General features: G+C 60.1%; 25 protein-coding genes. 20 read left to right on the top strand and 5 right to left on the bottom strand.

Annotated features, from left to right (window positions below):
• Positions 1 to 158 precede the first annotated feature (158 nt).
• The 4 genes from ACE4YL_RS04195 to ACE4YL_RS04180 all read left to right on the top strand — a co-directional run bounded on the left by ACE4YL_RS04195 (position 159) and on the right by ACE4YL_RS04180 (position 3,806).
• Positions 159 to 986, top strand: coding sequence for a hypothetical protein (locus tag ACE4YL_RS04195; protein ID WP_461360112.1), 828 nt, complete (start codon positions 159 to 161; stop codon positions 984 to 986).
• A gap of 67 nt (positions 987 to 1,053) precedes the next feature.
• Entirely contained in the window at positions 1,054 to 2,013 is a 960-nt protein-coding gene (locus ACE4YL_RS04190) for an ABC transporter ATP-binding protein (protein ID WP_461360111.1), read from the top strand.
• Entirely contained in the window at positions 2,006 to 2,785 is a 780-nt protein-coding gene (locus ACE4YL_RS04185) for a hypothetical protein (protein WP_461360110.1), read from the top strand. The genes ACE4YL_RS04190 and ACE4YL_RS04185 overlap by 8 nt, the downstream gene beginning before the upstream one ends.
• A gap of 67 nt (positions 2,786 to 2,852) precedes the next feature.
• Positions 2,853 to 3,806 carry an NYN domain-containing protein gene (locus ACE4YL_RS04180; RefSeq protein WP_461358593.1) on the top strand — a complete coding sequence of 318 codons (954 nt, stop codon included), beginning with the start codon at positions 2,853 to 2,855 and terminating at the stop codon, positions 3,804 to 3,806.
• Here ACE4YL_RS04180 and ACE4YL_RS04175 read toward each other — a convergent pair.
• Complete coding sequence (locus ACE4YL_RS04175; RefSeq protein ID WP_461358594.1) at positions 3,803 to 5,122, bottom strand: CCA tRNA nucleotidyltransferase; 1,320 nt, start codon at positions 5,120 to 5,122, stop codon at positions 3,803 to 3,805. The genes ACE4YL_RS04180 and ACE4YL_RS04175 overlap by 4 nt on opposite strands.
• Before the next feature lie 122 nt (positions 5,123 to 5,244).
• Between ACE4YL_RS04175 and sfsA the strand changes: the two genes are divergently transcribed.
• Genes sfsA through ACE4YL_RS04140 form a run of 7 tightly spaced genes read left to right on the top strand, consistent with a single transcriptional unit; the run spans position 5,245 to position 12,605 of the window.
• Entirely contained in the window at positions 5,245 to 5,967 is a 723-nt protein-coding gene (sfsA, locus tag ACE4YL_RS04170) for a DNA/RNA nuclease SfsA (protein WP_461358595.1), read from the top strand.
• A 12-nt stretch (positions 5,968 to 5,979) separates the two neighbouring features.
• A complete protein-coding gene (locus ACE4YL_RS04165; RefSeq protein ID WP_461360109.1) occupies positions 5,980 to 6,963 on the top strand; it encodes an HAD family hydrolase in 984 nt (327 codons plus the stop codon).
• Positions 6,960 to 7,892: a phosphotransferase enzyme family protein gene (locus tag ACE4YL_RS04160; protein WP_461358597.1), complete on the top strand. Its 933-nt coding sequence runs from the start codon at positions 6,960 to 6,962 to the stop codon at positions 7,890 to 7,892. Before ACE4YL_RS04165 ends, ACE4YL_RS04160 begins: the two co-directional genes overlap by 4 nt.
• Before the next feature lie 14 nt (positions 7,893 to 7,906).
• On the top strand, positions 7,907 to 9,112 hold the full coding sequence (locus ACE4YL_RS04155; protein WP_461369265.1) for a class I SAM-dependent methyltransferase: 1,206 nt from the start codon (positions 7,907 to 7,909) through the stop codon (positions 9,110 to 9,112).
• On the top strand, positions 9,084 to 9,995 hold the full coding sequence (locus ACE4YL_RS04150; RefSeq protein ID WP_461359184.1) for a pseudouridine-5'-phosphate glycosidase: 912 nt from the start codon (positions 9,084 to 9,086) through the stop codon (positions 9,993 to 9,995). Before ACE4YL_RS04155 ends, ACE4YL_RS04150 begins: the two co-directional genes overlap by 29 nt.
• Positions 9,992 to 10,882, top strand: a complete 891-nt coding sequence (locus tag ACE4YL_RS04145; RefSeq protein ID WP_461359185.1) for a carbohydrate kinase family protein — start codon at positions 9,992 to 9,994, stop codon at positions 10,880 to 10,882. Before ACE4YL_RS04150 ends, ACE4YL_RS04145 begins: the two co-directional genes overlap by 4 nt.
• Before the next feature lie 58 nt (positions 10,883 to 10,940).
• Positions 10,941 to 12,605, top strand: a complete 1,665-nt coding sequence (locus tag ACE4YL_RS04140) for a glutamine--tRNA ligase/YqeY domain fusion protein (protein WP_461359195.1) — start codon at positions 10,941 to 10,943, stop codon at positions 12,603 to 12,605.
• Between the two features lie 55 nt (positions 12,606 to 12,660).
• Here the strand turns inward: ACE4YL_RS04140 and ACE4YL_RS04135 are convergent, their stop codons facing one another.
• Positions 12,661 to 13,125, bottom strand: coding sequence for an S-ribosylhomocysteine lyase (locus tag ACE4YL_RS04135; protein ID WP_461359186.1), 465 nt, complete (start codon positions 13,123 to 13,125; stop codon positions 12,661 to 12,663).
• Positions 13,126 to 13,129: 4 nt separating this feature from the next.
• Positions 13,130 to 13,816 carry a lipid-binding SYLF domain-containing protein gene (locus ACE4YL_RS04130; protein ID WP_461359187.1) on the bottom strand — a complete coding sequence of 229 codons (687 nt, stop codon included), beginning with the start codon at positions 13,814 to 13,816 and terminating at the stop codon, positions 13,130 to 13,132.
• Positions 13,817 to 13,899: 83 nt separating this feature from the next.
• Here ACE4YL_RS04130 and ACE4YL_RS04125 point away from each other — a divergent pair, with 83 nt between their 5' ends.
• Positions 13,900 to 14,655 (top strand): N-acetylmuramoyl-L-alanine amidase family protein, encoded by a 756-nt coding sequence (locus tag ACE4YL_RS04125; protein ID WP_461359188.1) that lies wholly within the window; start codon positions 13,900 to 13,902, stop codon positions 14,653 to 14,655.
• Here ACE4YL_RS04125 and ACE4YL_RS04120 read toward each other — a convergent pair.
• The gene (locus ACE4YL_RS04120; protein WP_461360121.1) at positions 14,620 to 15,330 is read right to left on the bottom strand and encodes a 5'-methylthioadenosine/adenosylhomocysteine nucleosidase; all 711 of its coding nucleotides are present in this window, start codon (positions 15,328 to 15,330) and stop codon (positions 14,620 to 14,622) included. The two genes, ACE4YL_RS04125 and ACE4YL_RS04120, sit on opposite strands and share 36 nt — an antisense overlap.
• 123 nt (positions 15,331 to 15,453) lie before the next feature.
• On the opposite strand from ACE4YL_RS04120, the gene ACE4YL_RS04115 reads away from it, so the two are divergent.
• Genes ACE4YL_RS04115 through ACE4YL_RS04080 form a run of 8 tightly spaced genes read left to right on the top strand, consistent with a single transcriptional unit; the run spans position 15,454 to position 22,040 of the window.
• Positions 15,454 to 16,800, top strand: coding sequence for a glucose-6-phosphate isomerase (locus ACE4YL_RS04115; protein ID WP_461360107.1), 1,347 nt, complete (start codon positions 15,454 to 15,456; stop codon positions 16,798 to 16,800).
• A gap of 10 nt (positions 16,801 to 16,810) precedes the next feature.
• On the top strand, positions 16,811 to 17,758 hold the full coding sequence (locus ACE4YL_RS04110) for a type I phosphomannose isomerase catalytic subunit (RefSeq protein ID WP_461359190.1): 948 nt from the start codon (positions 16,811 to 16,813) through the stop codon (positions 17,756 to 17,758).
• Between the two features lie 32 nt (positions 17,759 to 17,790).
• Positions 17,791 to 18,696 (top strand): metal ABC transporter substrate-binding protein, encoded by a 906-nt coding sequence (locus ACE4YL_RS04105; RefSeq protein ID WP_461360106.1) that lies wholly within the window; start codon positions 17,791 to 17,793, stop codon positions 18,694 to 18,696.
• A complete protein-coding gene (locus tag ACE4YL_RS04100) occupies positions 18,693 to 19,466 on the top strand; it encodes a metal ABC transporter ATP-binding protein (RefSeq protein WP_461360105.1) in 774 nt (257 codons plus the stop codon). The genes ACE4YL_RS04105 and ACE4YL_RS04100 overlap by 4 nt, the downstream gene beginning before the upstream one ends.
• Positions 19,456 to 20,292, top strand: coding sequence for a metal ABC transporter permease (locus ACE4YL_RS04095; RefSeq protein WP_461359193.1), 837 nt, complete (start codon positions 19,456 to 19,458; stop codon positions 20,290 to 20,292). Before ACE4YL_RS04100 ends, ACE4YL_RS04095 begins: the two co-directional genes overlap by 11 nt.
• Positions 20,286 to 21,236 carry an RluA family pseudouridine synthase gene (locus tag ACE4YL_RS04090; protein ID WP_461360104.1) on the top strand — a complete coding sequence of 317 codons (951 nt, stop codon included), beginning with the start codon at positions 20,286 to 20,288 and terminating at the stop codon, positions 21,234 to 21,236. Before ACE4YL_RS04095 ends, ACE4YL_RS04090 begins: the two co-directional genes overlap by 7 nt.
• Positions 21,199 to 21,624 (top strand): nucleoside recognition domain-containing protein, encoded by a 426-nt coding sequence (locus ACE4YL_RS04085; RefSeq protein WP_461359373.1) that lies wholly within the window; start codon positions 21,199 to 21,201, stop codon positions 21,622 to 21,624. The genes ACE4YL_RS04090 and ACE4YL_RS04085 overlap by 38 nt, the downstream gene beginning before the upstream one ends.
• A complete protein-coding gene (locus tag ACE4YL_RS04080; protein WP_461359374.1) occupies positions 21,621 to 22,040 on the top strand; it encodes a hypothetical protein in 420 nt (139 codons plus the stop codon). Before ACE4YL_RS04085 ends, ACE4YL_RS04080 begins: the two co-directional genes overlap by 4 nt.
• On the opposite strand, the gene ACE4YL_RS04075 is transcribed toward ACE4YL_RS04080, so the two are convergent.
• On the bottom strand, positions 22,037 to 23,281 hold the full coding sequence (locus tag ACE4YL_RS04075) for a hypothetical protein (RefSeq protein ID WP_461359375.1): 1,245 nt from the start codon (positions 23,279 to 23,281) through the stop codon (positions 22,037 to 22,039). The genes ACE4YL_RS04080 and ACE4YL_RS04075 overlap by 4 nt on opposite strands.
• Positions 23,282 to 23,386 lie beyond the last annotated feature (105 nt).

The following is a 23,386-nucleotide window of genomic DNA, read 5'->3' as shown; positions in this document are numbered from 1 at the left end:
TGGTTCTGTACCCGTTTTTGTTAGGTCCTGTGCCAAGCGCTTTCCCAGCCTGGTAAAATAGGTCAGGGGCCGGAAGGGAGTTGGTCTGAAGGCGGAGGGATTTTCCCTTTCCAGGTTCTAAGATCCGGGTGGAGCGTTATACACAAGGAGTGGGGCACATGGGCTTGATCAGCCTGGTGGTTTTGGGCGGATTGGCCGTGCTGCTGAGTATCTTAGGGTACGAGCTTGGGGGAGCAGTGCTTCTGGGCGGAACAGCCCTTCTTTACTGGGTGTCTGCCCGCAGGCGGGGCAGGACGCCGGTCTGGGGTCTGGCGGCAGTCTTGGTTCTGGCCTACATCTGTTTCGGGCACTTTATGCCTGTCAAGGAAACAAGCCGTGGACTGCAGTCCACCATGGGCATGAGCTCCGCGCTCTACCCCCAGGTCCGTTCGGGAGAGCTTGCGATCTACTTCGGGGGTGGAACCATAACCCAGGTACCCGGTGATGGCAGCGTCCATTACTGGGGCGTACTCGGAGGCCCATCGGGGGCCGCAAACATGGAGGGCGCGGAGGGAGAACTGGCCCAGATTCTGCTGCGGCAAAAGGTTCGGCCGTGGTGGGCTAACCGCCGGCGGGTGAACGCTTGGGACCTCGAGCTCTCTCCAAAGGTTTCTTGGTCCTTGGAACAGCGGCTGGCCCACTGCACGGGGAGCCTCGATCTGCGGGGCATCCCGGTGGAAACCCTGAGGCTCACCGTGCTTAACAGCCAGGTGACCATCTATGTGGACCGGGCGCTGGATCTGCACCTCACCGCCCTGGGCTCGCAGGTGAACCTGATCGTTCCTCCCGATCTAGCACTATCGCCAGGAGGGCAGAGGCTGCAGTTTCTGGGGAGCAACAACCTGGCAGAATTCACCGCACCTGGGGGAAGCCTGCGGTTGCACTGGGAGGGATTCCTCAGCTCCCTGGCCGTCGAGCGCCAGCGGGGGAGCGATTCTCCCGGGTGAGAGAGGAAAAGACTGGAGGAGCTAGAATATGGAAGTTGTCCAGAGCTAGAGTGAGCGGGGGGATCGTATGGTCCGGGTCGAATCTCTAGAGAAGACATATCCCGGCCGCCGGGGAGCGCCGCCGGTGAAGGCTGTGGACCGCGTTAGTTTCCAGGTTCCCCAGGGGCAGCTGGTGGGGCTTTTGGGCCCCAACGGCGCCGGCAAAACCACCATTGTGAAGATGATGTGCGGCTTGATCAGGCCCGATGCCGGACAGATCTTCATCAACGGCAAGGACATGGTCTGTCGGCGCACTGAGGCTCTAGTGGATGTGAGCGCGGTTTTGGAGGGCAACCGCAATATCTACTGGCGGCTAACCTGCCGGGAGAATCTGGAGTTCTTTGCGGCCCTCAAGGGGCGCAGCCCTCGGGAAATTCAGCCCGAGATCGCCCGTTACCTGGATCTTTTCAAGCTGAACGACAAGGCTGACACCGAGGCCCGGAAGCTGTCCAGGGGCATGCAGCAAAAACTGGCCACTGCGGTCGCGTTGATTGCCCAAAGCCGTGTGGTTCTCCTGGATGAACCCACCTTAGGCCTGGATGTGCAGGCTTCCTTGGAAATACGGGAGCTGCTGAAAAGGATCGTTCAGGACGAGGGGCGCACGGTGATCCTCACTTCCCACGACATGAATGTGGTGCAGGACACCTGCGAGAGGGTGATCATCATCAATGAAGGCCGCATCGTGGCCGACGACAGTATCGATCATCTTCTGGATTTGTTTCAGGTGAAGGTCTGCCGCATCGTCATTGGCGAAAGCCTGACCCCCGCCCAGCAGCAGGCCATCCAGGCCTTACCCCAGGTGCTCTTGGAAGAGGAAAACAACGGCAAAATCGCACTTACTGTTCCCCTGGAGGATGCCCAAGTGCTCCATGAACTTTTTGGCATCCTGGCGGCCAACAGCACGGTGATCTGCGCCATCGAGCAGAAGCAGACAAGCTTTGAGCGCGTCTTTCTGGAGATCCTGGGAAGGAGCGAGCACGGTGCGTAAAAAGCTGATCCTGTTTTGGGCATTTCTGAAGAGGCAGTATGTCTACTTCCGCCGCTACCTTTTCAACAGCCTAGGCGGTATGCTCACTTTGTATGTGGTCTTCCTGCTCATCTTGGGGGGCTACAAGGGGTTGGTTGCGCCAGCGGGCACGGAGGGGGATACCCTGGAAGCTCTCGTGGTGGGTTACGTGCTCTGGTTCTTTTTGATGACCAGCTACCAGGACGTGTACAACACCGTCCGCAATGAATCCCTCACCGGTACACTGGAGCAGCTGTATATGTCCACCCACGGTTTTGGCTGGGTGATGGGGGCCAATGTTGCCGCCGCGTTTTTAGCCAATCTGGTGATGGTGGCCCTGCTCTTGACCGCTGCCCTCTGGACCAGCGGCGCCGTGGTCAATATTGATGTGGGTGGGCTTTTGCCGGTTCTGGTGGGTACTCTCTTCGGGCCTGTGGCCATAGGCTTTGCCGCAGCTGGTCTAGCTCTGGTCTTTAAGCGCATAGACAGCTACACGCAGATGGTGCAGTTTGTTTTGATTGCCCTGGTGGCTGTACCTGCGGAGAAAGCGTTTTGGCTGCGCCTTCTGCCGGGGAGCTTCGGCGCCAGCCTGGTGCGGGATATTATGATCCGCGGCCAGAGCCTGCTGGAGATCGGTTTAGCCAAGCTAGTTTTGTTGTTTTTGATTGGGATAGGGCACCTTGCCCTGGGCTATGGGGTTTACAAAGTGTGTGAAAAACGAGCCATGGTCTGGGGGATGTTGGGCCACTATTAACACTAAGGGGCTGGCGGCCGGGCCGCGCCAGCCCGCAAGTTAGACGTCTATTATTAGGAGGGTTTTTGTGTCAGAACATCGTTTTGCCATCTTGATTGATGGTGAGAATATCGCCCCGCGGTTCTTAGGGCCCATCTTGGCCGAAATCAACCGCTCCGGCGAGATCATCTTGACTAGGGTCTACGGCGACTGGACCGAACCCCACATGGGTGGGTGGAAGGAGCTGCTGCAGAGCTATCCGGTCAGGCCGGTCCAGCAGTTCCGCTACGGGCAGAATGCCACCGACGGCGCCTTGATCATGGATGCCATTGAGATCGTGTCCACCAACCGGAATCCGGTCAATGCTTTTTGCATCGTATCCAGCGACAGCGACTATTACAGCTTGGCGCTGCGTTTGCGGGAGCACGGTATGTATGTGTGCGGCATCGGCCGCCAGGGCACCAAGAATATCTTAGTGCGTTCCTGCAATCGCTTTATCTACCTGGAAAACCTGGGTTTTTCCGGCAGTTCGGCTGTGGAGGAAGAAAACAAGACCTCACCGGGGGCCCTGCCGGTGGAGGATATTGTGCGGCGGGCCTATGAGGCTAGTGAGGAGGACAGCGATGGCTGGCTGCTTTTGGCCCATCTGGGACAGGCCATCCGCCGGGAGTTCTCCGATTTTGACCCCCGCAGCTACAACTACACCAACCTCTTGGATATTCTCCGGTCCTACCCTGATCTCTTTGAGGTGCGGAGCAACAACAAGACGCCGCCGGTGTACTGGATGCGGGTCATTCCCAAAGATGCCGCGCCCCGCAAGCAGAGGGGTGTAATCAAGCGCTTTATGGGCAATTACGGTTTTATCCGCGGTGATAAGGGAGACTATTTCTTCACCAGGGCGAACCTGTCCGCGGATCAGCGGGACAAACATCTCAAGCCCGGTACGCCCGTGGAGTTTACGGAAATCAAGGCGCCTGATCCCAGCGGGGAGACTTCCCTGGAGAAGAACGGCCGGGCCCAGAATGTAACCATAATCCATTAAGAAGTCCGTAGGTACCTTCGGGCCAGCTCCAGGAGGGTTTGCGTTTCATTGAGATCAGGGTTTTCCCAGACCTGCTCCAGGAGATAATTGAGAATCTCGCCGATGATGGGCCCAGGCTTAAGGTCTAGGGCGGCCATCAGGTCGTGCCCATCTAGTTTCAGGTCCTTGAGGGAAAGGGCGCTTTCTTCCTGGAGGATAGCCCGGAGGCGGGCTTCCATCTCCTTGCCGAAGGCGATGATCTGCCGAACCGGAGCGTTCATGCCGGCCATATCGGCCTGGCGCAGTTTCACTAAGGCCAAGGCCAGCTCCGGGCCCACCTGGCCCAGGAATCTCCTGAGGGCCCGGTCCGAGGAGTGGGGATGCACCGAAAACATGTGGTACGTGATGAGCGCTGTCACTTGGCTGATCAAGCTGCTGCTGGCCCGCAGGCGCCGCAGCAGCTGCCCGGCCATGGCCGCGCTCAGCTCCGCGTGATCCCGCCCCAGGCTGTGCTGCTTGCCCAGGTCGTGGAGCAGGGCCGCCCAGCGCAGGGCTAAGTCCGGATGGGCGAAATGCGCCGCCGTGCAGGAGTGGGTGAGAAGATCATAGGGATGCTGGGGGCCCGCAGGCAGCCCCCGGCAGGCGGCCAGCTCCGGCAGGACCTTTTGCAGGAGGCCGCTTATGGTAAAGGTTTGCAGGGCAGAGAGGAGTTCTCTGCCCAGCAGCATCTTATTGAGCTCCGCGAGGATTCTCTCGGGGCTCACTGTAACTATGAGAGGTGCCAGCTTCGGCAGGACCTGTTCGGTCTTTTTCTCGATCCTAAAGCCCAAGGTGGCTTGGAAACGCAAAAGGCGCAGCATGCGCAGGGGGTCTTCCCGAAAACGGTGGGTAGGTTCCCCTACGGTAGCCAGCAGCTTTCTCCTCAGATGTTTGCGCCCTTGAAAGGGATCGATGAGGCGCCGGGCCAAGGGGTCGTACCCCAAGGCGTTGATGGTGAAATCGCGCCTGGCCAGGTCCAGTTCCAGGCGGTCCGTGAAGATGATGTAGTCGGGCCGCCTTTGGTCGCTGTAGGGTCCGTCGCTGCGCATGGTGGTCACTTCCAGGCCTCTGCCTGCCACAAAGACGGTTACCGTACCAAACCTCTTGCCGGTGGGGAGGGATCCTGGAAAGAGCTCTTCCACCTGGTCCGGTACGGCGTCGGTGGCAATGTCCCAATCCGTGGGCTCAAGGCCCAGCAGGCTGTCGCGAACGGCCCCACCCACCAGGTAGGCCTGGAAGCCGTGCTCTTTGAGGATGGCACAGGCCTGCAGAGCCTCGGGGGGCACCTTGATGGTCATAAGCACTCCTCCTCAGCGCCGTTTCACTTCGCCATTTCCCGCTCTTTCTCCTCTTCTGCGCAGGAATGCGCTTCTCCGTATGGAATTGTATTAGGCACAGCAGTCAACTAGGTGGTGAGTCAGTGCTAAGCAGTATTTCCCTGGAATTCGGTCCCTTGGTGCCGGCTCGCTTTGTTGAGCGCCCCAACCGCTTTGTGGTGCACTGCCGGCTGGAAAGCTCAGGGGAGCTGGTGGCAGCCCATCTGGCCGATCCAGGGAGGCTCAAGGAACTTCTGGTGCCCGACGCGCGGCTCTATTTGCGCCAGGCAGCAGAGCCCACCCGGAAAACGCGGTGGTCGGTGATTTTGGTGCAGGCTGCCAGCTCGGTTTTAGTCTCCCTGCAGTCCGCACTGGTTAACCATCTGGCGGCGGAGGCTCTGCGCCGGGGGGCCATCGCCGAGCTCGCCGAGTGGCATGTGCTGCGCAGCGAGTATACCCAGGGCGGCTCCCGCTTCGACTTTCTCCTGGAAAACGATGGGGGAGAAAAGCTGCTTCTGGAAGTGAAGAGCTGCACGCTGGTGCAGGAGGGCACTGCCCTCTTCCCGGATGCTGTCACCGCGAGGGGGACAAGGCATGTACAGGAGCTGACGGAGCTGCAGTCCACGGGGGAGTTTCAGGGCGGAGTGCTCTTTGTGGTGCAGAGGGCAGATGCCAAGACCTTCAGCCCCGCAGCCCAGATCGATCCCCGCTTTGCGCAAGCTCTGCGCCGTGCCCAGCAAGCAGGAGTTCGCGTTCTGTCGTATAACTGCACTGTAGAGGAAACAGCCATCACCTGGGGGCACAGGCTCCCAGTAGATCTTGGGTAGGAGGGTGGTTCCATGGTGGCGGAGCTGGTGACCAAAACGCACATTGCCATTATTTGGGATTTTGACAAGACCCTGATCCCCGGTTATATGCAGGAGCCGCTGTTCCGGTACTACAACGTGGACGGCCGCGCCTTCTGGCGTGAGGTCAATGCCCTGCCCAAGTATCTCCGCCGGGAAGGCAATGAAATGGTGGCCGAGGACAGCATCTACCTGAACCATATCCTATCTTATGTGCGGGCAGGTATCTTCCGCGGCCTCAACAACAAGCTGCTCAGGCAGCTCGGCAGTGAACTGGAGTTTTACCCTGGACTGCCCGAGTTCTTCCAAGCGGTGAAGGACTATGTGGCCAACGATCCTGTATATCGTAAATACGATATCAAAGTGGAACACTATATTGTCAGCACCGGCCTGCGGCAGATGATCTTGGGGAGCAAGATCGCCAACTACGTGGACGGCATCTGGGCCTGCGAGTTTGTGGAGGTGCGCCTTCCCCCGGGCTTTCTCAAGGGCGGTGTCCCGGAAGTGCCCGAAGAGGAAATTGTGATCCAGGATATTGGCTATGTGATCGACAACACCACCAAAACCCGGGCCATCTTTGAGATCAACAAGGGGGTCAACAAACTGGAAGGGATCGATGTAAACAGCTATATTCCCCGCTCTGAACGGCGCATTCCCTTCCAGAACATGATCTACATCGCCGATGGCCCCAGTGACGTTCCCGTCTTTTCCTTGATCAACCAAAACGGGGGCAGGACCTATGGCGTCTATGCCCGGGGTGCCCGGGAGGAATTCGCGCAGGTGAATAAGCTGCAGCAGCAGCGGAGGATCCACGCCTTTGGCGAGGCCAACTACGAGCCCAATACCCAGACCTATATGTGGATTATGAACGCAGTGCAAGAAATAGCCGATACTATTGTGCGCAATACGGAGTTTGTGCTCTCCAGCAGAGCAGGTGAATCTCCGCGGCATTTGAACGGACAGGGGGATCTGGAGTGAAGGAGCTTTTAGCGAAGTGGGGTCCTGAATTCAGGCAGGCGGACATCACCTCTGTGGAGGATGGGGTTTGGCGCGTGCAGTTGGGGCAGGAAACCTACATTCTCAAACACAGGACGGCCCGCAGCCGGGTCTGGGAGGAATACGACCTGCTCAACTGGCTCACGGCCCAAGGACAGCCCATTTCGCCCCTGCTGTTTACCAAGGAGGAAACGCCCTGGGCCGAGTACCAGCTGGGGATTTATGTGCTCTACCGCTTTGTGGAAGGCACCCCCGGGGATAAGCTGGGCGGCTACACCGCGGCCTTTGCCAGGGAAGCTGGGGCTACATTGGCAAGGCTGCATCGGGTTCTGGCGGAATACCCCGCGGGCGATTCCTTCCCCGTCTTTGATCTCTTTCAGGAAGCGGCCAGCTACGCCTGGCCCGCGGTGCAGAGCCATGCCGCCCTGAAGTTCGGCCACAGCCTGCATCCCCTGAAGGAAGCCATCGGCGGCGAACTGGTGAACCCCTACGAAGCCCTGCCCAGGCAGCTCATCCACAGGGATTTCCATCCCGGGAATCTCATCTTCCGGGACGGCAGGATTGTGGGCATTCTAGATTTCGACCGGGTCCGCCTGGGAATCCGCCTATTTGACCTTTGTTATCTGGCCACCGCCGTGCTGAGCGGGGAGTTTGATCGGCCCCAAAGGCGCCGGGAATGGTTGGGCTTTGTCCGGGAGCTGATCGTAGGGTATTGTTCGGTGGAACCACTCACCAGAACTGAAGGATTTGCCTTCCTCCATATCATCTACCTGATTCAGCTTTTGTTCATCGCCCATTACCTGGATCTGGGCAGCACTTCCCTGGCGGACAAAAACATGGCCATGCTGCTTTGGATCCATGAACAGCAGGACTTCTTCCGACCCATCATCGAAAAGTTGGTGGCGGGATAGGCAGGTGAGGCAGGATGCAGGAGTATGATGAACTGGCGCAGCTTTTAGGAGAGCTGCTGCCCCGAGGCGCTCTGCTCAGGGCGGTCTTGAGCAAGCGGCGCCGCAAATCCATTCCCTATGAACGGGTGTCGCTGCGGCCTCTGGAATTAAGGGGCCGCTTACACTACCAAGCTGCTTACCACCTGGGGGATAAGGTGCAGCACCGCAATCTCCTGCCCGGGGAGGCCGGCGAGCTGATCTGCGGGCTTCTGCAGGACGACTTCCGCCAAGCCCTCCTCTGTACGGAGGAGGCGGATTACCAGGTGCTCCTGGGCAAAAAGGGGGGAGGGAAGATCCTGCGCCAGCCGCCTTCCCAGCGTAGGGCAGAGGCGAACCTGGCCCACGACCGTCCCAAGCGCTACATCCTCCAGGAGGGCACCCCCTATCCCTTCTTGGTGGAGCTGGGGGTGATGAACAGCGCCGGACGGGTCTTGGCCAAGCGCTACCACAAGTTCCGGCAGCTCAACAAGTATTTGGAGATAGTGGAGGACTGCCTGCCCCATCTCCAGCCACGGGACGGCGGGGTGCTGAACGTGGTGGATTTCGGCAGCGGCAGAGCCTATCTTACCTTTGCCCTCTATCACTATCTGGTGGAGGAGCTGCAGCTGCCCGTTCGCCTAACGGGTTTGGACCTGAAGGAAGATGTGGTGGCTTTCTGCAGCGAGATGGCCAAAAAGCTCGGCTACAAGCACCTGGAGTTTGTCTGCGCCGATATCCGGGACTTTGCCGCGGAGGGTCAAGTGGATCTGGTGGTTTCTCTGCATGCCTGCGATGTGGCCACCGATTTCGCCCTGGCCCAGGCTGTGCGGTGGGGCGCTCGGGTAATTTTGGCGGTCCCCTGCTGCCAGCACGAAATCTTCACTCAGCTCCAAAAGGGGACCCAGTCAGTGCTTTTGCAGCACGGCATCCTCAAGGAGCGCACCGCGGCGCTGCTCACCGATGCCGCCAGGGGAAAGCTTCTGGAGATGCAGGGCTATGCTGTACAGATCATGGAGTTCATTGACCTGGAGCACACGCCCAAGAACCTGTTGATTAGGGCTTTCCGGGGCGGGCACCAAAAGCGCGGGCAGGCGGCCCGGGAATATGCCGAGTTTAAGGAGTATTGGGGCATCAAGCCCACTTTAGAAGTTCTTTTGGCGGAGGGGAACGGCCATGCTCAAGTTGAGCCCGGAAGTAAGTAACGCTTTAGCGCAAAACAAGCCGGTGGTGGCTTTAGAGTCCACCATTATCGCCCACGGCTTCCCCTATCCAGAAAACTACCAGCTGGCCTTGGAGCTGGAAGGGCTGCTTTGGGAGGAGGGGGTAGTACCGGCCACCATCGCCATCTTAGGGGGGCAGCTTAAGGTGGGGCTATCCGAAGAGGAGATCCACTATTTAGCCCAGTCCGGCGGTGTGCCCAAGGCCAGTCTGCGGGATGTTCCCCTCTTGGCGGCTTTAGGTTTGGATGGGGCCACAACCGTGGCTGCAACCATGCAGATCGCCCATTGGGCAGGCATCAAAGTCTTTGTCACCGGCGGCATCGGAGGGGTGCACCGGGCCGCGGAACAGACCTTTGATGTATCTGCCGATCTGCAGGCTTTAGCGATGTATAGTGTTATGGTAGTCTGTGCCGGGGCCAAATCGGTGCTGGATCTCCCCAAGACCCTGGAGGTTCTGGAAAGCCAGGGCACCAGCGTCATCGGGTATCAAACGGACAGCTTTCCCGCCTTTTACCTCAGGGAGAGCGGCCTGAAGGTTGACTACCGACTGGATGGGCCGGAGCAGATCGTGGAGGCCTTCCGGGTCAAAGAAAGGCTGGGCATCCCCGGCGGCATGGTTGTGGTGACACCCATTCCCGAGGAGGATGCCTTGGATGGGGAGCGGTTCAACGCCTGGCTGGAGCAGATTCTCGGAGAATGTGCCGCCCAGGGTATTACCGGCAAGGACGTGACTCCCTTTATCCTCCGCCGGCTGCACGAGATCAGCGGGGGCGAGACAGTGCGGGCCAATATCGCCCTGGTGAAGAACAACCTCAAGCTCGGCGCGCAGCTGGCCAAGGCCTACTGCCGGGCGGGTCAGCCATGATCGGGGTCTTCGGAGACCTGGTCTTAGATATTTCCGTCAGAACCCACGGGCCCCTGCAGCCCCGCAGTGACGTTACGGGGGAGATCACCTGCCGGGGAGGGGGTTCCGCGGCCAACGTCGCGGCTTGGCTGGCCAGCTTGGGCAGTCAGGTGCGCTTGGCGGGAGCCGTGGGCAGCGATCCACTGGGCAGCCAGCTGGCTGCGGAGCTCGACAGCCTGGGAATCGAGCTTTTTCTCGTGGAAAAGCCCGGTCCCAGCGGGATGATTCTGCTCTTCGTGGATGAGCAGGGGGAGAGGACCATGGTCACCTCCCGGGGGGCCAACCTCCTCTTTGAGCCCATCGATCTATCTGAACGCTTTTTCACCGGCTTAGGCCATCTGCACCTTACCGGCTATTCCTTCTTCGGTTCCGAGCCTTTGCGCGAAGCGGCAGCAGAGCTTCTGGACAGGGCGCGTCGGCGGGGCATCCCCTTCTCGGTGGATCCCGCTTCCTACGCCCTTTTGGCGGAGTTTGGTAGAGAAAGGTTTCTGCGGCTCACCCGCGGGGCGGCGGTGCTTTTTCCCAATCTGGATGAGGGCCGTGTCCTCACCGGGGCCAGGGAACCGGAGGCGGTGGCCCGTGAACTCCTCCGCTTTTACCCCCGGGTGGTGCTCACCCTGGGCGCCCAGGGCTGTCTGTGGGCGGCGGAGGAGGGGTTGGGCTTTGTGCCTGCCCCGGCTGTGGAGCCTGTGGATACAACAGGGGCCGGCGATGCCTTTGCCGCTGGTTTTCTCCACGCCTTCTGCCGCGGAGAGGGCTTGGCGGCAAGCGCCCGCATGGGTAGCGCCACCGCCGGTCGGTGCATCTGTGTCCGGGGGGCCCGACCTGCGGGGGATGGAACACCTTGACAGCCGGTGTGATTATGTTAGAGTGGATAAGAGGAAAGCTAGAGGAGAGGATATGCCGATGGATACCAACACCACCCCCAGCAACTTCATCCGCAGCATTATTGAAGAGGACCTGGCTTCGGGCAAGGTTAAGAAGGTGGTCACCAGGTTCCCACCGGAGCCCAATGGCTACCTGCATATCGGGCATGCCAAGTCCATCTGCCTAAACTTCGGCTTAGCCAAGGATTACAACGGCACCTGCCACCTGCGTTTTGATGATACCAACCCGGAGAAAGAAGATGTGGAATACATCGAAAGCATCATGGAGGACGTGCGCTGGCTGGGCTTTGACTGGGGCGAGCACCTGTACTACGCCTCCGATTATTTCCCCCAGCTTTACGATTTCGCGGTGGAGCTGATCAAACAGGGGAAGGCTTACGTCTGTGAGCTCAGCGCGGAGCAGATCCGGGAGTACCGGGGTACCCTGACCGAACCGGGCAAAGAAAGCCCTTACCGCAACCGCTCCGTGGAGGAGAATCTGGAGCTCTTCGAAAGGATGAAAAACGGCGAGTTCGAAGAGGGCAGCCATGTGCTCCGGGCCAAGATCGATATGGCCGCGCCCAACGTGGTCATGCGGGATCCGGTGCTATACCGCATCAAGAAGGTGCCCCACCACCGCACAGGTGACCAGTGGGTGATTTATCCCATGTATGATTTTACCCACTGTCTGTCCGATGCCATCGAGGGCATTACCCATTCCATCTGCACGCTGGAGTTCGAGAACAACAGGCCGCTCTACGAGTGGATCCTGGAACAGGTTTATCCCAAACCCCATCCCCAGCAGATCGAGTTTGCCCGCTTGAACTTGAGTTATACCGTGATGAGCAAGCGCAAACTGCTGCAGCTGGTGGAAAAGGGCATTGTGCGGGGCTGGGACGATCCCCGGATGCCCACCCTGGCCGGCCTGCGCCGCCGGGGCTACACACCTGAAGCCATCCGGGATTTCTGCGAGCGCATCGGTGTGGCCAAGGCCAACAGCATCGTAGATTACGCCCTGCTGGAGCACTGCCTGCGGGATGATCTCAACCAAAAGGCACCCCGGGCCATGGCGGTGCTGCGTCCCCTGAAGGTGGTGATTGAAAACTACCCAGAGGGCCAGGTGGAGTACCTGGAAGCGGTGAACAACCCCAATGATCCGAAAGCGGGCACCCGTTTGGTTCCCTTTGCTCGGGAGATCTTTATCGAACGGGATGACTTTATGCTCGATCCGCCGAAGAAGTTCTACCGCTTGGCTCCGGGCCGGGAGGTACGCCTGCGCTTCGCCTATTTCATCAAGTGTACCGACGTGATCCTCGATGAGGCCGGGAATGTGGTGGAACTGCGGGCCGTTTACGATCCCGAGACCAAGGGCGGATCCGCTCCGGATGGGCGCAAGGTGAAGGCCACGCTGCACTGGGTGGCGGCGGAGCATTCCCTGCCCGCGGAGGTGCGCCTCTACGATCACCTGTTCAACAAGGAGGATCCCAACGAGGGCGATCTCTTTGAGAACCTCAATCCCAACTCCCTGGAGGTTCTCAGCGATGCCCGGGTTGAGTTGAGCCTGAAGGATGTTCAGCCCGGCGACAAGTTCCAGTTCGAGCGGCTCGGGTATTTCTGCGCCGACCTCGATTCCACGGCGGAGCGGCTGGTTTTCAACCGCACGGTACCCCTGAAGGATACCTGGGCCAAACTGCAGAAGAAGTAGCAAGCGATCAAAAAAGGGGAACCCGGGCCTGAGCTTGGGTTCCCCTTTAGCGCGGCTAGCTCTTCGCCGCTTGGTATCTTTCTGCCAGCCTTTCTTTCACCGCCCTGGCGTATTCCTTGGCGCCGAACAGGGAGAGGTCCCGGTAGTTGCCGCACTGCACGGGGCTGCGGGCCGGGACTGTCTCTGCTTCCAGCACTTTCCCCAAGGCGCGAATCAGGGCCTGGGCAACCTCAGCTTCACTGGCCTGGCCCAGTTTGATCAGGTAGAACCCCGTGCGGCAGCCCATGGGGGAAAGGTCGATCACCCCCTGCAGTTCTGCCCGGAGGAATCCCGCCAGGAAGTGCTCCAGCGCGTGCACCGCGCCGGTGGACATAATCTCCTGATTGGGCTGGGTGAAGCGGAGATCGTACTTCGTGATGACATCACCCTTGGGGGTGTGGAAGATCTCCGCCTGCCGGACATACGGTGCCTGAACCTTGGTGTGGTCCAGGGAAAAGCTCTCTACTTTAATCTCGTTCATGGCCTCATCCTTCCGGTGCTTCTGTGCTGATGCGGTTCAGCTCATCCAGGAGCGCTTGGATCGCCTCCCCTTTAGCTTCCTGGTTGAGCATCTGGCGGGGAGTCATGTCCCCATCCCAGTACACCCGGTTGGCACTGGCGTTGTTGTTGATGGTGGAACCTTCCAAAGAAGCGCCAGCAAAAACGCCGCGGCTCATGGAGTAGCTGTACATGGCCGCTTTCAGCTGGATGTCGGTGCCCGCCTCCGCAGAGCGGCCCACGGGTCCCGCGGCCAGGGAGATGTTGCCGCCTAAGGTGATCCGCCCCTCCTGCAGGCTTTTGATGCCTTCTTCCGTGGCCACCACCAAAACCAGGGAGATGTTCTGCAAACCGATCTGCAGTCCATAGGAGAGGCCCATCATTTCTACGAAATAGGGGCCGTACCACTTGCCTGTGGACTCATCGCGCCTAAGCACTACCCCTTCGCCGTATCTGCCGCCCACGCCCAGCCCCGCCTTGATAACCGACGGGAAGATGGCGACTCCGTGGGCGGTGCGCAGCATGCTCTGGAGCTGTTCAGAGTCTGGCTGCTGGGTCATCTCTTTCAGGACGGCGGCGGCTTCTTCCAAGATTTCCCCGGGAAGCTTAGCCGCGGCGGCAAGACTGCTGAACAGGAGGACCAAAATCAGCGCCAAACACAGTACTCTCTTCATCCCTTTCACTTCCTTTCTAGAGTCGATACTCTGCTAGGGCAACCCTTTCCAGAATATACATGGGAAGGAAAGGGGGCCCAAGCATGTCCCGTTTGTACATTCTCATCCTGCCCAAGGGTGTGGGCTGGTGTATTCTAGCCGCCTTAGGTGTGGTGATCCTGCTGGCCCTTTACCACAACTATCCCTTGGGTCTACACGCCTTGAGCCTCCTGCATCAAGAGATCGTCTATGATGTGATGCTGGATGCGGGGCACGGCGGCATCGACCCAGGGGCCATTGGGGCAGGTGAGCTCTATGAAAAAGACTATGTGCTGGACATCGTGCTGCAGATGGCCGCAATCCTGGAAAGCAGGGGCCTGAAGGTGGGGCTCACCCGGGATTCTGATCGCGATGTGAGCCACCTGGTGAGTGAAGGCACCCGCCACCGCCGGGATCTCCTGGGCCGTTTTAAGCTCATGAACCAGGCCCAGGTGGGCATGAGCGTGCACGCCAATGCGGCTAAGGATTCCAGCGAAGCTGGGGCCATCGTGTTTTTCATGAAAGACAGCTACCTGGGTGAGCGCTACGCCCAGCTGGTGCTGGAAGAGCTGGCCAAGGTGCAGGTGCTCAATGAGCGGGCACCCATACCCCGCAGCACGCTCCTGCTTTTAAAGGCCAGGCCCCCCGTTGTCCTGGTGGAAGTGGGGTTCATGTCCAATCCAGCTGACCTCGCCAAACTTGGCGATCCCCAGTTCCGCTCGGCACTGGCCCAAAGGCTCAGCCAGGCCATCCTGCATTTCTGGGAGTGGCGCCATGCTGAGCAGTCAGAGCTGGGCCCTCAGCCGCTGCAGCAGCCCTAGCACGACTTGGTTCAAGCCCGCCAGAACTTCATCTAGGGTTTGGTAGAAGGCCTGGCCCGCCTCTTCATCAGCTTGATCAGACATGGCCTGCAAGCTGAGGTAGGGTATGCCGTTTGCCGCTGCCACCTGGGCGATGGCCGCGGCTTCCATGTCTGTGCACAGGGCCCCGGGGAAAAACCGGAGGATTTCCTCCCTCTGCTCCCGGGAATGGACAAAGAGATCGCCTGAGACCACCAGGCCCTGATGTACCCGCTGAGCCCCCAGCTTTTCCACGGCTGCTTCCGCTGCCAATTCCACCAGATCGGGATCCGCGGGGAAGAGGCTTGTGGCCAGCCGCGGGATTACTCCCCGCTCATAGCCAAACCCCCGGGCATCCACATCATGCTGCTGAGCTCCCGTGGAGATGACCACATCGCCAATACGCACCTCGGGGCTGATGGCCCCCGCTACCCCGCAGGTTAGAATCACCCGGGGTTTGAAATGATCTATGGTGTATTGAGTCGCCAAGGCGGCGTTGACTTTTCCAATGCCGCAGCGCGCGAGCACCGCATCCAGACCCAGCAGCTGGCCCCGGTAAATGGGCAGATCCACAAAGAACGCTGCCACTTCCTGTGCCTGGGACAGCTGGGCGCGCAGCTGTGCCACTTCTTCTTCCATGGCTGCGATTATTGCCACATCCAAGTTGTTTCACCTCCGGTTTTAGTCTACCACAAAGTGGGATGGCAGGGAAGGTACCTCACCCGCAGTGTCGTATTGAGTAGAAAGGGAAAGAGCTTTGAGAAGGGAAGGATTCTAGAAGTGCGAGAACTTCTTTTTAACCACAGTTACGCGGGGCCCTTTGTGCGCCCAGATGAACTAGAGCACCTGGCACCTGCGGTGGCCCTGGCCCACAGGCAGCTGCACGAGGGGTCAGGTGCCGGGAGCAGTTTTTTGGGCTGGCTCGATCTTCCGGCCAAGTTTGATCGTGGGGAACTGGCCCGCCTGAAGGAGGCCGCCCAACGGATCCAGCAGCAGAGCCAGGCCCTGATCGTGATCGGCATCGGCGGTTCTTATCTGGGAGCCCGGGCCGTGATTTCCGCGCTATCCCACTCCTTTTACAACGTGCTGAGGAGCGAGGTCCGCCAGTGGCCCCAGATTTTCTTTGCGGGGCAGAACATCAGCGGGAAGTACCTTGAGGATCTGCTGGAGCTCGTGGCCGACCTGGACATTTCCGTGAACGTGATCTCCAAATCCGGCACCACCACGGAGCCTGCCATCGCCTTCCGCCTTTTCCGGGAGCTTTTGGAGAAGAAATATGGGGCGGCAGGGGCCAGGGAGAGGATCTACGTCACCACCGACAGCTCCAAAGGTGCCCTGCGGGCCATGGCGGAAGCGGAAGGTTACACCAGCTTTGTTATACCCGACGATGTTGGGGGCAGGTTTTCCGTTTTGACGCCGGTGGGGCTCCTGCCCATCGCCGCAGCCGGCATTGACATCGAGGCGCTCTTGGAGGGTGCGGCCGCGGCCCGGGGCTGGTTCAGCCGGCCGGAGCTCAGTGAAAACGGTGCCTACCAGTATGCGGCCCTGCGCAGCATTCTCCAGCGCAAAGGGAAGAGCATCGAGGTTTTGGTGAACTACGAACCTTCCCTCCACTATTTCAGCGAATGGTGGAAACAGCTGTTTGGCGAAAGCGAGGGCAAGGACCACAAGGGCATCTACCCAGCCAGCGTCAACTTCACAACCGATCTCCATTCCCTGGGCCAGTTTATGCAGGACGGTGCCCGCAGCCTCTTTGCCACCACCATCTGGGTGGAAACAGGGGCAGGGCTGGAGGTACCCCATGATCCCGGCGACCGGGACGGACTCAACTACCTGGCGGGCAGAACCCTTGCTGAAATCAACCGGAAGGCTTTTCAGGGCACGCTCTTGGCCCATACCGACGGGGGAGTGCCCAACCTGGTGGTGGATGTACCCGAGCTGAGCCCCTTCTACCTCGGGGCACTGATTTACTTCTTCGAAAAGGCTTGTGCCCTGAGCGGTTACCTTTTGGGGGTCAATCCTTTCGATCAGCCCGGCGTGGAGATGTACAAGCGGAATATGTTTGCCCTCCTGGGCAAGCCGGGCTTTGAGGAGGCCAGGAAACAGCTGGAGCAGCGGTTGAAGTAGGAGGCATTCCATGAGACCTGAACTTTATCCTTTGACGTTTCACCCCATCTACAAAGAGAAGATCTGGGGAGGCAGGCGGCTGGAACAGATCCTGGGACGGGCCCTGCCTCCCGGATCCGTCGGCGAAAGCTGGGATGTGGCCGCACATCCCCACGGCACCAGCGTGGTGGAACGGGGGCCTTTGGCGGGCAAGAACCTGGTGGAATTGATGGAAGAATATGGTGAAGAGCTGCTGGGCAGCGCTGTTCCCGCCTCGGGGAGGTTTCCCCTTTTGTTTAAGCTCATCGACGCCCAGGATGACCTTTCGGTGCAGGTCCATCCCCACGATGACTATGCCCAGGCGCAGGGCGAGCCGTGGGGCAAAACCGAGTTGTGGTATATAGTGCACAGCGAGCCCGGTGCCTGGATCGTCTGGGGTCTGAAGCCCGGCGTGACCAAAGGTCAGTTCGCCCAGGCCATTGAGGAGGGGGGCCAGGCCATCTTAGCCTGCCTAAACAAGGTCCCTGTCCGGCCAGGTGAGATCTACCCCGTCTCCGCGGGACTGGTGCATGCTTTGGGGGCAGGCTGCCTGGTCGCGGAGATCCAGCAGAATTCCGATACCACCTACCGGGTCTACGATTGGGACCGCGTCGATGCCCAAGGGCAATCCCGCGAGCTCCATATCCAAGAGGCGCTGGATGTGATCGATTTTTCGCCCCGAGCCCTTGATGGAGGCTACCAGCTGGCCCGCTGCTCCCGTTATTTTCACTTCGCCGTGCTGGACAAACCCCAAGGGCTTCTCCTTGAGCTGGAAGATAGGTTCCAGGTTTTAACTGCTCTAGGGGGGAGGGCGGAGATTAGGTGTCAAGGTTCCGTCTCCGAGCTGGCGGCGGGCCAGTCCTGCCTGCTGCCCGCGGCTTTGGGCAGCTGCTGGCTGCAGGCGGAAGGTGTTGTGCTGCAGAGCAGCCCCCCTAGGTAGGCTGCTCTCGTTTTGGAAAGGTGGGTGATTGTGTGCAGCGAAACGTCCGCGGCGTGCTGTTGGCTGTTCTGATCTGGGGACTGTTTTGGGGGAGCACTCCTCTCCTCGCGGCCCGGCCCGTGCAGGTGGTGGCCACCTTTTCCATCCTGCAGGATTTCGTGGAGCAGGTGGGGGGAGAGGCGGTGACCGTAAGTTCTCTGGTACCCCTGGGGGCGGATCCCCATACCTGGGAACCCTCGCCCCGGGAGGCGGGTTTGGTGGCCAGGGCCGAGTTGGTGGTGGCCAACGGGGCAGGTTTCGATGATTGGCTGCTGCCCTTGGTGAAAAGCGCTGCCCGGCCAGGGATCCCCCTGCTCCAGCTCTCGGAGGGGCTGGTCCCTGATGTGGATCACCACGATCACGGTCACGGTCACGGGCATACAGCCGATCCCCATCTGTGGCTCAGCGTGCCCAATGCCGTAGCCTATGTGGAAAGGATCGCCGCGGCCTTAACGGAGCTGCGGCCGGAGCTGGGCGACTTTTTTGCCGGGCGCGCCCAGGCGTACATCCAGGAGCTCTGGGCCCTGGACGAGAGGTTCCGGGCTGAGCTGGAGACCATCCCTGCAGAAAGCAGGGTGATCATCACTTACCACAACGCTTTTGGCCATCTGGCTGAGCGCTACGGCTTTGCCGTGGTGGAATTCCTGGTGGAAAACCCGGAGGCAGAGCCCAATCCCCGGGATCTAGGGCGGTTGGTGGAGCTTTTGGGCAGGCTGGATAGGCCTGTGGTGTTCACCGAACCGCAGATCAGCAGCGGCACCCGCTACATGCAGGCCCTGGCCCGGGAAGCGGGGGCCGCGGTCCATGTGCTCTACAGCGACAGCCTCACCAGTGAGGTGCCCACCTATCTGCAGATGATGGCGTACAATTTACAGACGTTAGTGGAGGCCTGGAGATGAAGGTGCAAGCAGCGGAGTTAGCCCTGGATATCCAGAACCTGACCGCAGGCTACCAGGAGCGCATCGTTTTGCGCGATGTGTCCTGGCAGGTGCCCCGGGGGACTTTAGCGGCCATTATCGGCCCCAACGGCGGCGGTAAATCCACCCTGCTCAAAACCGCCGTGGGCCTGCTCAAACCTGTGAGCTACGACGCCCTGACCCTGCTTGGGCAGAGCCCAGAGGAGGGGCGTAAAAGGGCAGCCTACCTGCCCCAGGGGGAAGAGGTGGATTGGGCTTTTCCCATCACTGTCCTGGAAGTGGTGCTCCAGGGACGGCTGGTGAGAAAGGGCCTCTGGGGCCGGCTGCGCCGGGAAGACTATGCCGCCAGCCGTTCAGCCCTGGAGTTCTTCGGTCTGGGAGGCCTGGAGAAGGTGCAGATCGGCGCCCTCAGCGGGGGGCAGCGGCAGCGGGTATTTCTAGCCCGGGCACTGGTTCAGGAGGCAGACCTGATCCTCTTGGACGAACCCACAACGGGCCTTGATGCCCAAGCCCAGCACGAGCTGGCGGATCTTTTGGTGGAGCTGAGGAAAGCTGGCAAGACCATCATTGCCGCCACCCATGACCTGGACTGCTTGACCGAGTGCTTTGATCAAGTTTTGGCCCTCAACGGCAGGGTGCTGGCGGTGGGTACCCCCGCTCAAGTTTTGACGGAGGAGATCATGGTGGAGCTGTTCGCCAGGCACTTTCCCAAAGTGGGTGAGGGTGGGGAGGTTATGCTGCATGAATCTTGAACTCTTGCTGGAGCCTTTGCAGTACGGGTTTATGGTGCGGGCCTTTGTGGGCGTGGGACTTGTGGCCGTCGTGGCGGCAGCCATCGGTACCTTTGTGGTGCTCAAGGGTCTGGCCTTCATGGGTGATGCCATTGCCCACACCGCCTTCACCGGCATCGCCGTGGGACTGCTTTTAGGCATCAGCATCCACGTCAGTGCCCTGTTCTTTGCTCTTGTAACTTCCCTGGGGGTTGTGGTTTTGACCCGGGTTTCCAATGTGAGGAACGATACGGCCCTGGCCATTCTCTTCACCGGTGTCTTTGCTTTGGGCATTGTGCTTCTGTCCACAAGCCCCGGCTTCATGGGCGATCTGAACAGTCTGCTCCTCGGCTCGGTGCTGGCCATCCAAGCCAGGGAGATTGTCCTAATTGCCGCCTTTGCCCTGCTGCTTGTGGTGGTCTTAGTGTTGTTTTTCCCCCAGCTGGTACTGGCTTCCTTTGACCCCCTGGGGGCTGAAGCCGCTGGTTTTCCCGTGGTGCTGTTCCAGAGCCTGCTGCTGGCCCTGACTGCCGTGGCCATAGTCATTTCCATCCAAGCGGTGGGAGTTGTGCTGGTTGTGGCCCTCTTGATCACGCCCGCGGCCACCGCGGGGCTCGTCACCAAGCGGCTTAAGCTGCAGATACTGCTGGCGGCACTGTTTGGTTTGGTCTCTTCCTTCCTGGGCCTGTACATCTCCTATTTCTTCGGTGCACCGCCGGGGGCCACGGTGGTCTTGGTGGCAACCCTCTTTTTCACGGCGGCCCTGACCATCCAGAGGCTGCGGAGCAGGGGAGGGGCGGCATGCTAGACCATCCCTATGTGCTTACGGCCATTGTAGAGGAGCAGGAAGAGGGGCTCATGGTTAGGGATATCGTCTGCGGCCGGCTGGGGCTCACCCGGGGCCTGCTCAGGCGCATGAAGAAGGGCGGCGGGATCTTCCTCAACGGCCAGAGGGATTACTTGAGCAGAAGGGTCCGGGCCGGGGATCAGATCCAGATCGTCTTTTTCGATGAGGCTACGGAGCTGCAGCCGGAGGCGCTCCCTTTAGACATCGTCTATGAAGATGATTATCTCTTGGTGGTGAACAAACCCCCGGGGATGGCGGCCCACCCCACCGGGAGCTATCAAGAAGGCACGCTGGCCAATGCCATCGCCCATTACTGGCAGGTTCTGGGCCTGAAGACCAAGGTGCGTTTGGTCCACCGTTTGGATAAGGACACCTCCGGACTGATCCTGGTGGCCAAAGAACCCTATACCCACCATGGGCTCGTGCAGCAGCTGCGCCGGCGGGAGCTGGTTAGGGAATACCTGGCGCTGGTCCGGGGCCAGCTCCGGGAAGATCAGGGTGTCATTGAGGCACCCATCGCCCGGATGCAGGACCACGGGGTCAAGCGGACGGCGGACCCCCAGGGTAAGGCGGCCAGGACGGTGTACCAGGTGCTGCGCCGGGGCCAGGAGGCAACTTTGGTGCGGGCGCGCTTGGGAAGCGGGCGCACCCACCAGATCCGGGTGCACTTTTCCCATCTAGGCTACCCCGTGGTGGGAGATCCCCTCTACGGTGAGGCCCTGCCGGAGCTGCCGGGGCAGGCCCTCCACTCCTGGCGGGTGGAGTTCATCCATCCCCGCACTGGGGGGCAGTGCGTGTTCACCTGTCCACTGCCTAAGGAAATGCTGTCTTTGTGGAAAAGGATGCGGGAAGGAGAAGTGGCAAGGAATGCAGATCACAGCGAACATGATTCAAAGGGGTGCTAAAGCGGGGCTAGAGACCACCTGGGAACTGGCTAAAGTGGTGGTGCCCACGGCGGTGGTGGTGGCTCTTTTTAAGGCCAGCGGCCTTTTGGAGAGCATCACTGCGCTTTTTGCCCCCTATCTGAGCTGGTTTGGGCTGTCGGGAGATGCTGCTGTGGTGCTTTTTAGCGGCTATTTCATCAACCTCTACGCCGCGGCGGGCAGCATCATGGCCCTCACCCTCAGCTGGCAGGAGATCACCATCTGCGCGGTGATGCTCACCTTCTGCCATTCGCTGCTGGTGGAGCTGCCCATCAGCAAAAAGGCGGGCAGCCCCTTAAGCTATATTTTCTTCATCCGCCTCGGCTGCTCGCTGGCGGTGGGCTGGCTCTTGGGGGTGGTGCTGTCGTGACGGTGCTGTGGGAAGGATTTGTGCAGGGAGTCAGGGGAGTTATCACCATCGGACTGATAGTTGTTCCTTTGATGATCGTTCTGGAGATCGCCCAGGGCAACGGCTGGCTGCAGAAGCTGAACCACTACGCGGCTAAGCCCTTTAGGCGCATTGGCGTTGGCGAGGAGGGCGTTTTTCCGCTGGTGGTGGCCATGCTCTTCGGCTTGACCTACGGCTCGGGCCTGATCATCAACCATGTGCGCACCGGGCAGGTGAGCGCCAGGGAGGCAAAGGTTATCGGCACCTTCATGGCCATAGCCCATGCCCTGGTGGAAGATACCATCATCTTCCTGGTCCTGGGGGCACCGCTTTTGCTGCTGTTGGTGCCTAGGTTAGTTTTGGCCTTTGCCATGTCGTACATCGTGTCCAAACGCTAAGGCAGGGGCACAATTTGCAGTCCCTTGAGCAGCCAGTGGTAGAGGCCGGGGGTTAGATCCAGCTGCAGCAGTAGGCTGGTGGAACCCGTGGGTACCACCACAATCACCGCGAAGGGTTCCAGGCTGATCTGGACTATCTCCCACTGGGCGCCCTCCGCCAGAGCGAACAGCAGGTCCGCGGTTGCCGCTGGATCCTGGCGCAGATCGGGCGCGAAGAGGGCCTCCAGCGCACTCCGGTCTTGGTCGGCCAGGGCAGCCTGGAGATCCTGCACAAACTGCGCGCAGGAATCCCGGATTTCCTGGGGCACATCCGGTGCCGCGGGCGTGAGGTGGAAGTGGTACATCTGCAGGAAACCGGCGGTCTCCTGCCAGGCCATGGCTGCTGTATAGCGGGGGCCGCGCTCGGTGGAAAAGACTACCACATAGGTGCCGCTGGGATCCTCGGGCACCTGGACAACTTCACTGGTAACTGTGCCGAAATACATGGGCAGGCTGGCTAGATACTGGGCCAGCCCTTTTTCCTGCAGCGCTGGGCTGAGCAGCTCGCTCAGTTCAGTCAGGCTGCGCTGGTTCAAAGCCCTGGTGAACCTGTTGATCTGCAGTTGGATCCGGGAGGCGATCCCCGTGGGGCGGGGACTTTCCGTGGGAAGTTCCGCCTCTGCTTCTTCCTCCTCAACCGGTTCTGCAGCGGCTTCGCCGTTCTGGGCCAGCTCCTCCAGGGCAGCGGCTCTGCTAAGCAGCTTCACGGTGGGATACCCGGCTGAGGGCGCCAAATGGATCAGCTGGAAGGTACCTTCGGCATCAAGTTGCACCACTTCTCCCGCAGCCACTTCCCATTCTTCTGGGAGCTGCAGCACCACCGTCCATTCCTCCACTGGCGCTGTGAACTCCGGCAGCCAGAGCTGGTCCCGCCCCAGCACCGCCTCGTGCAGCTGCGGTTCCACCAACCCCTCGTAGGAGAAGGTGATTGTTTGGGGACCCAGCTCCCGCAGGGCAAAGATCACCGCGGTGCCGTGGGCAGATCTTTCCACGCTGTATTCCACCAGACTGTCGGCCCAGAATTCGGTGACGTGGGCCTCAGGGAAGAGGAGCAGTGACTGGGATGCGGTCTCCGGTTTGAGAATCACTTCCCCCGATACCCGCAGAAAACCGCTCTCCGGCAGGTAAAAAACGTGAATGCTAGCTGCTGCTGTCGCCGAGAGCAGCAGGCACAAAAGCAGTACTGCCAGGCTTCTTCTCATCCTGTACCCCCCTAGTGATTTCCCGCGGGGCGCTCCCCGTAGGGGCCCTCCTCTCCTAATGTTTAACTTTTTCATTGAAATCCCTGCCTAGAGTTGGTATAATTA

This window comes from Candidatus Darwinibacter acetoxidans (genome assembly GCF_041936445.1).
GTDB lineage: Bacteria > Bacillota > Limnochordia > Darwinibacteriales > Darwinibacteriaceae > DTU010.
This window is presented reverse-complemented; position numbering and strand designations above follow the sequence as displayed.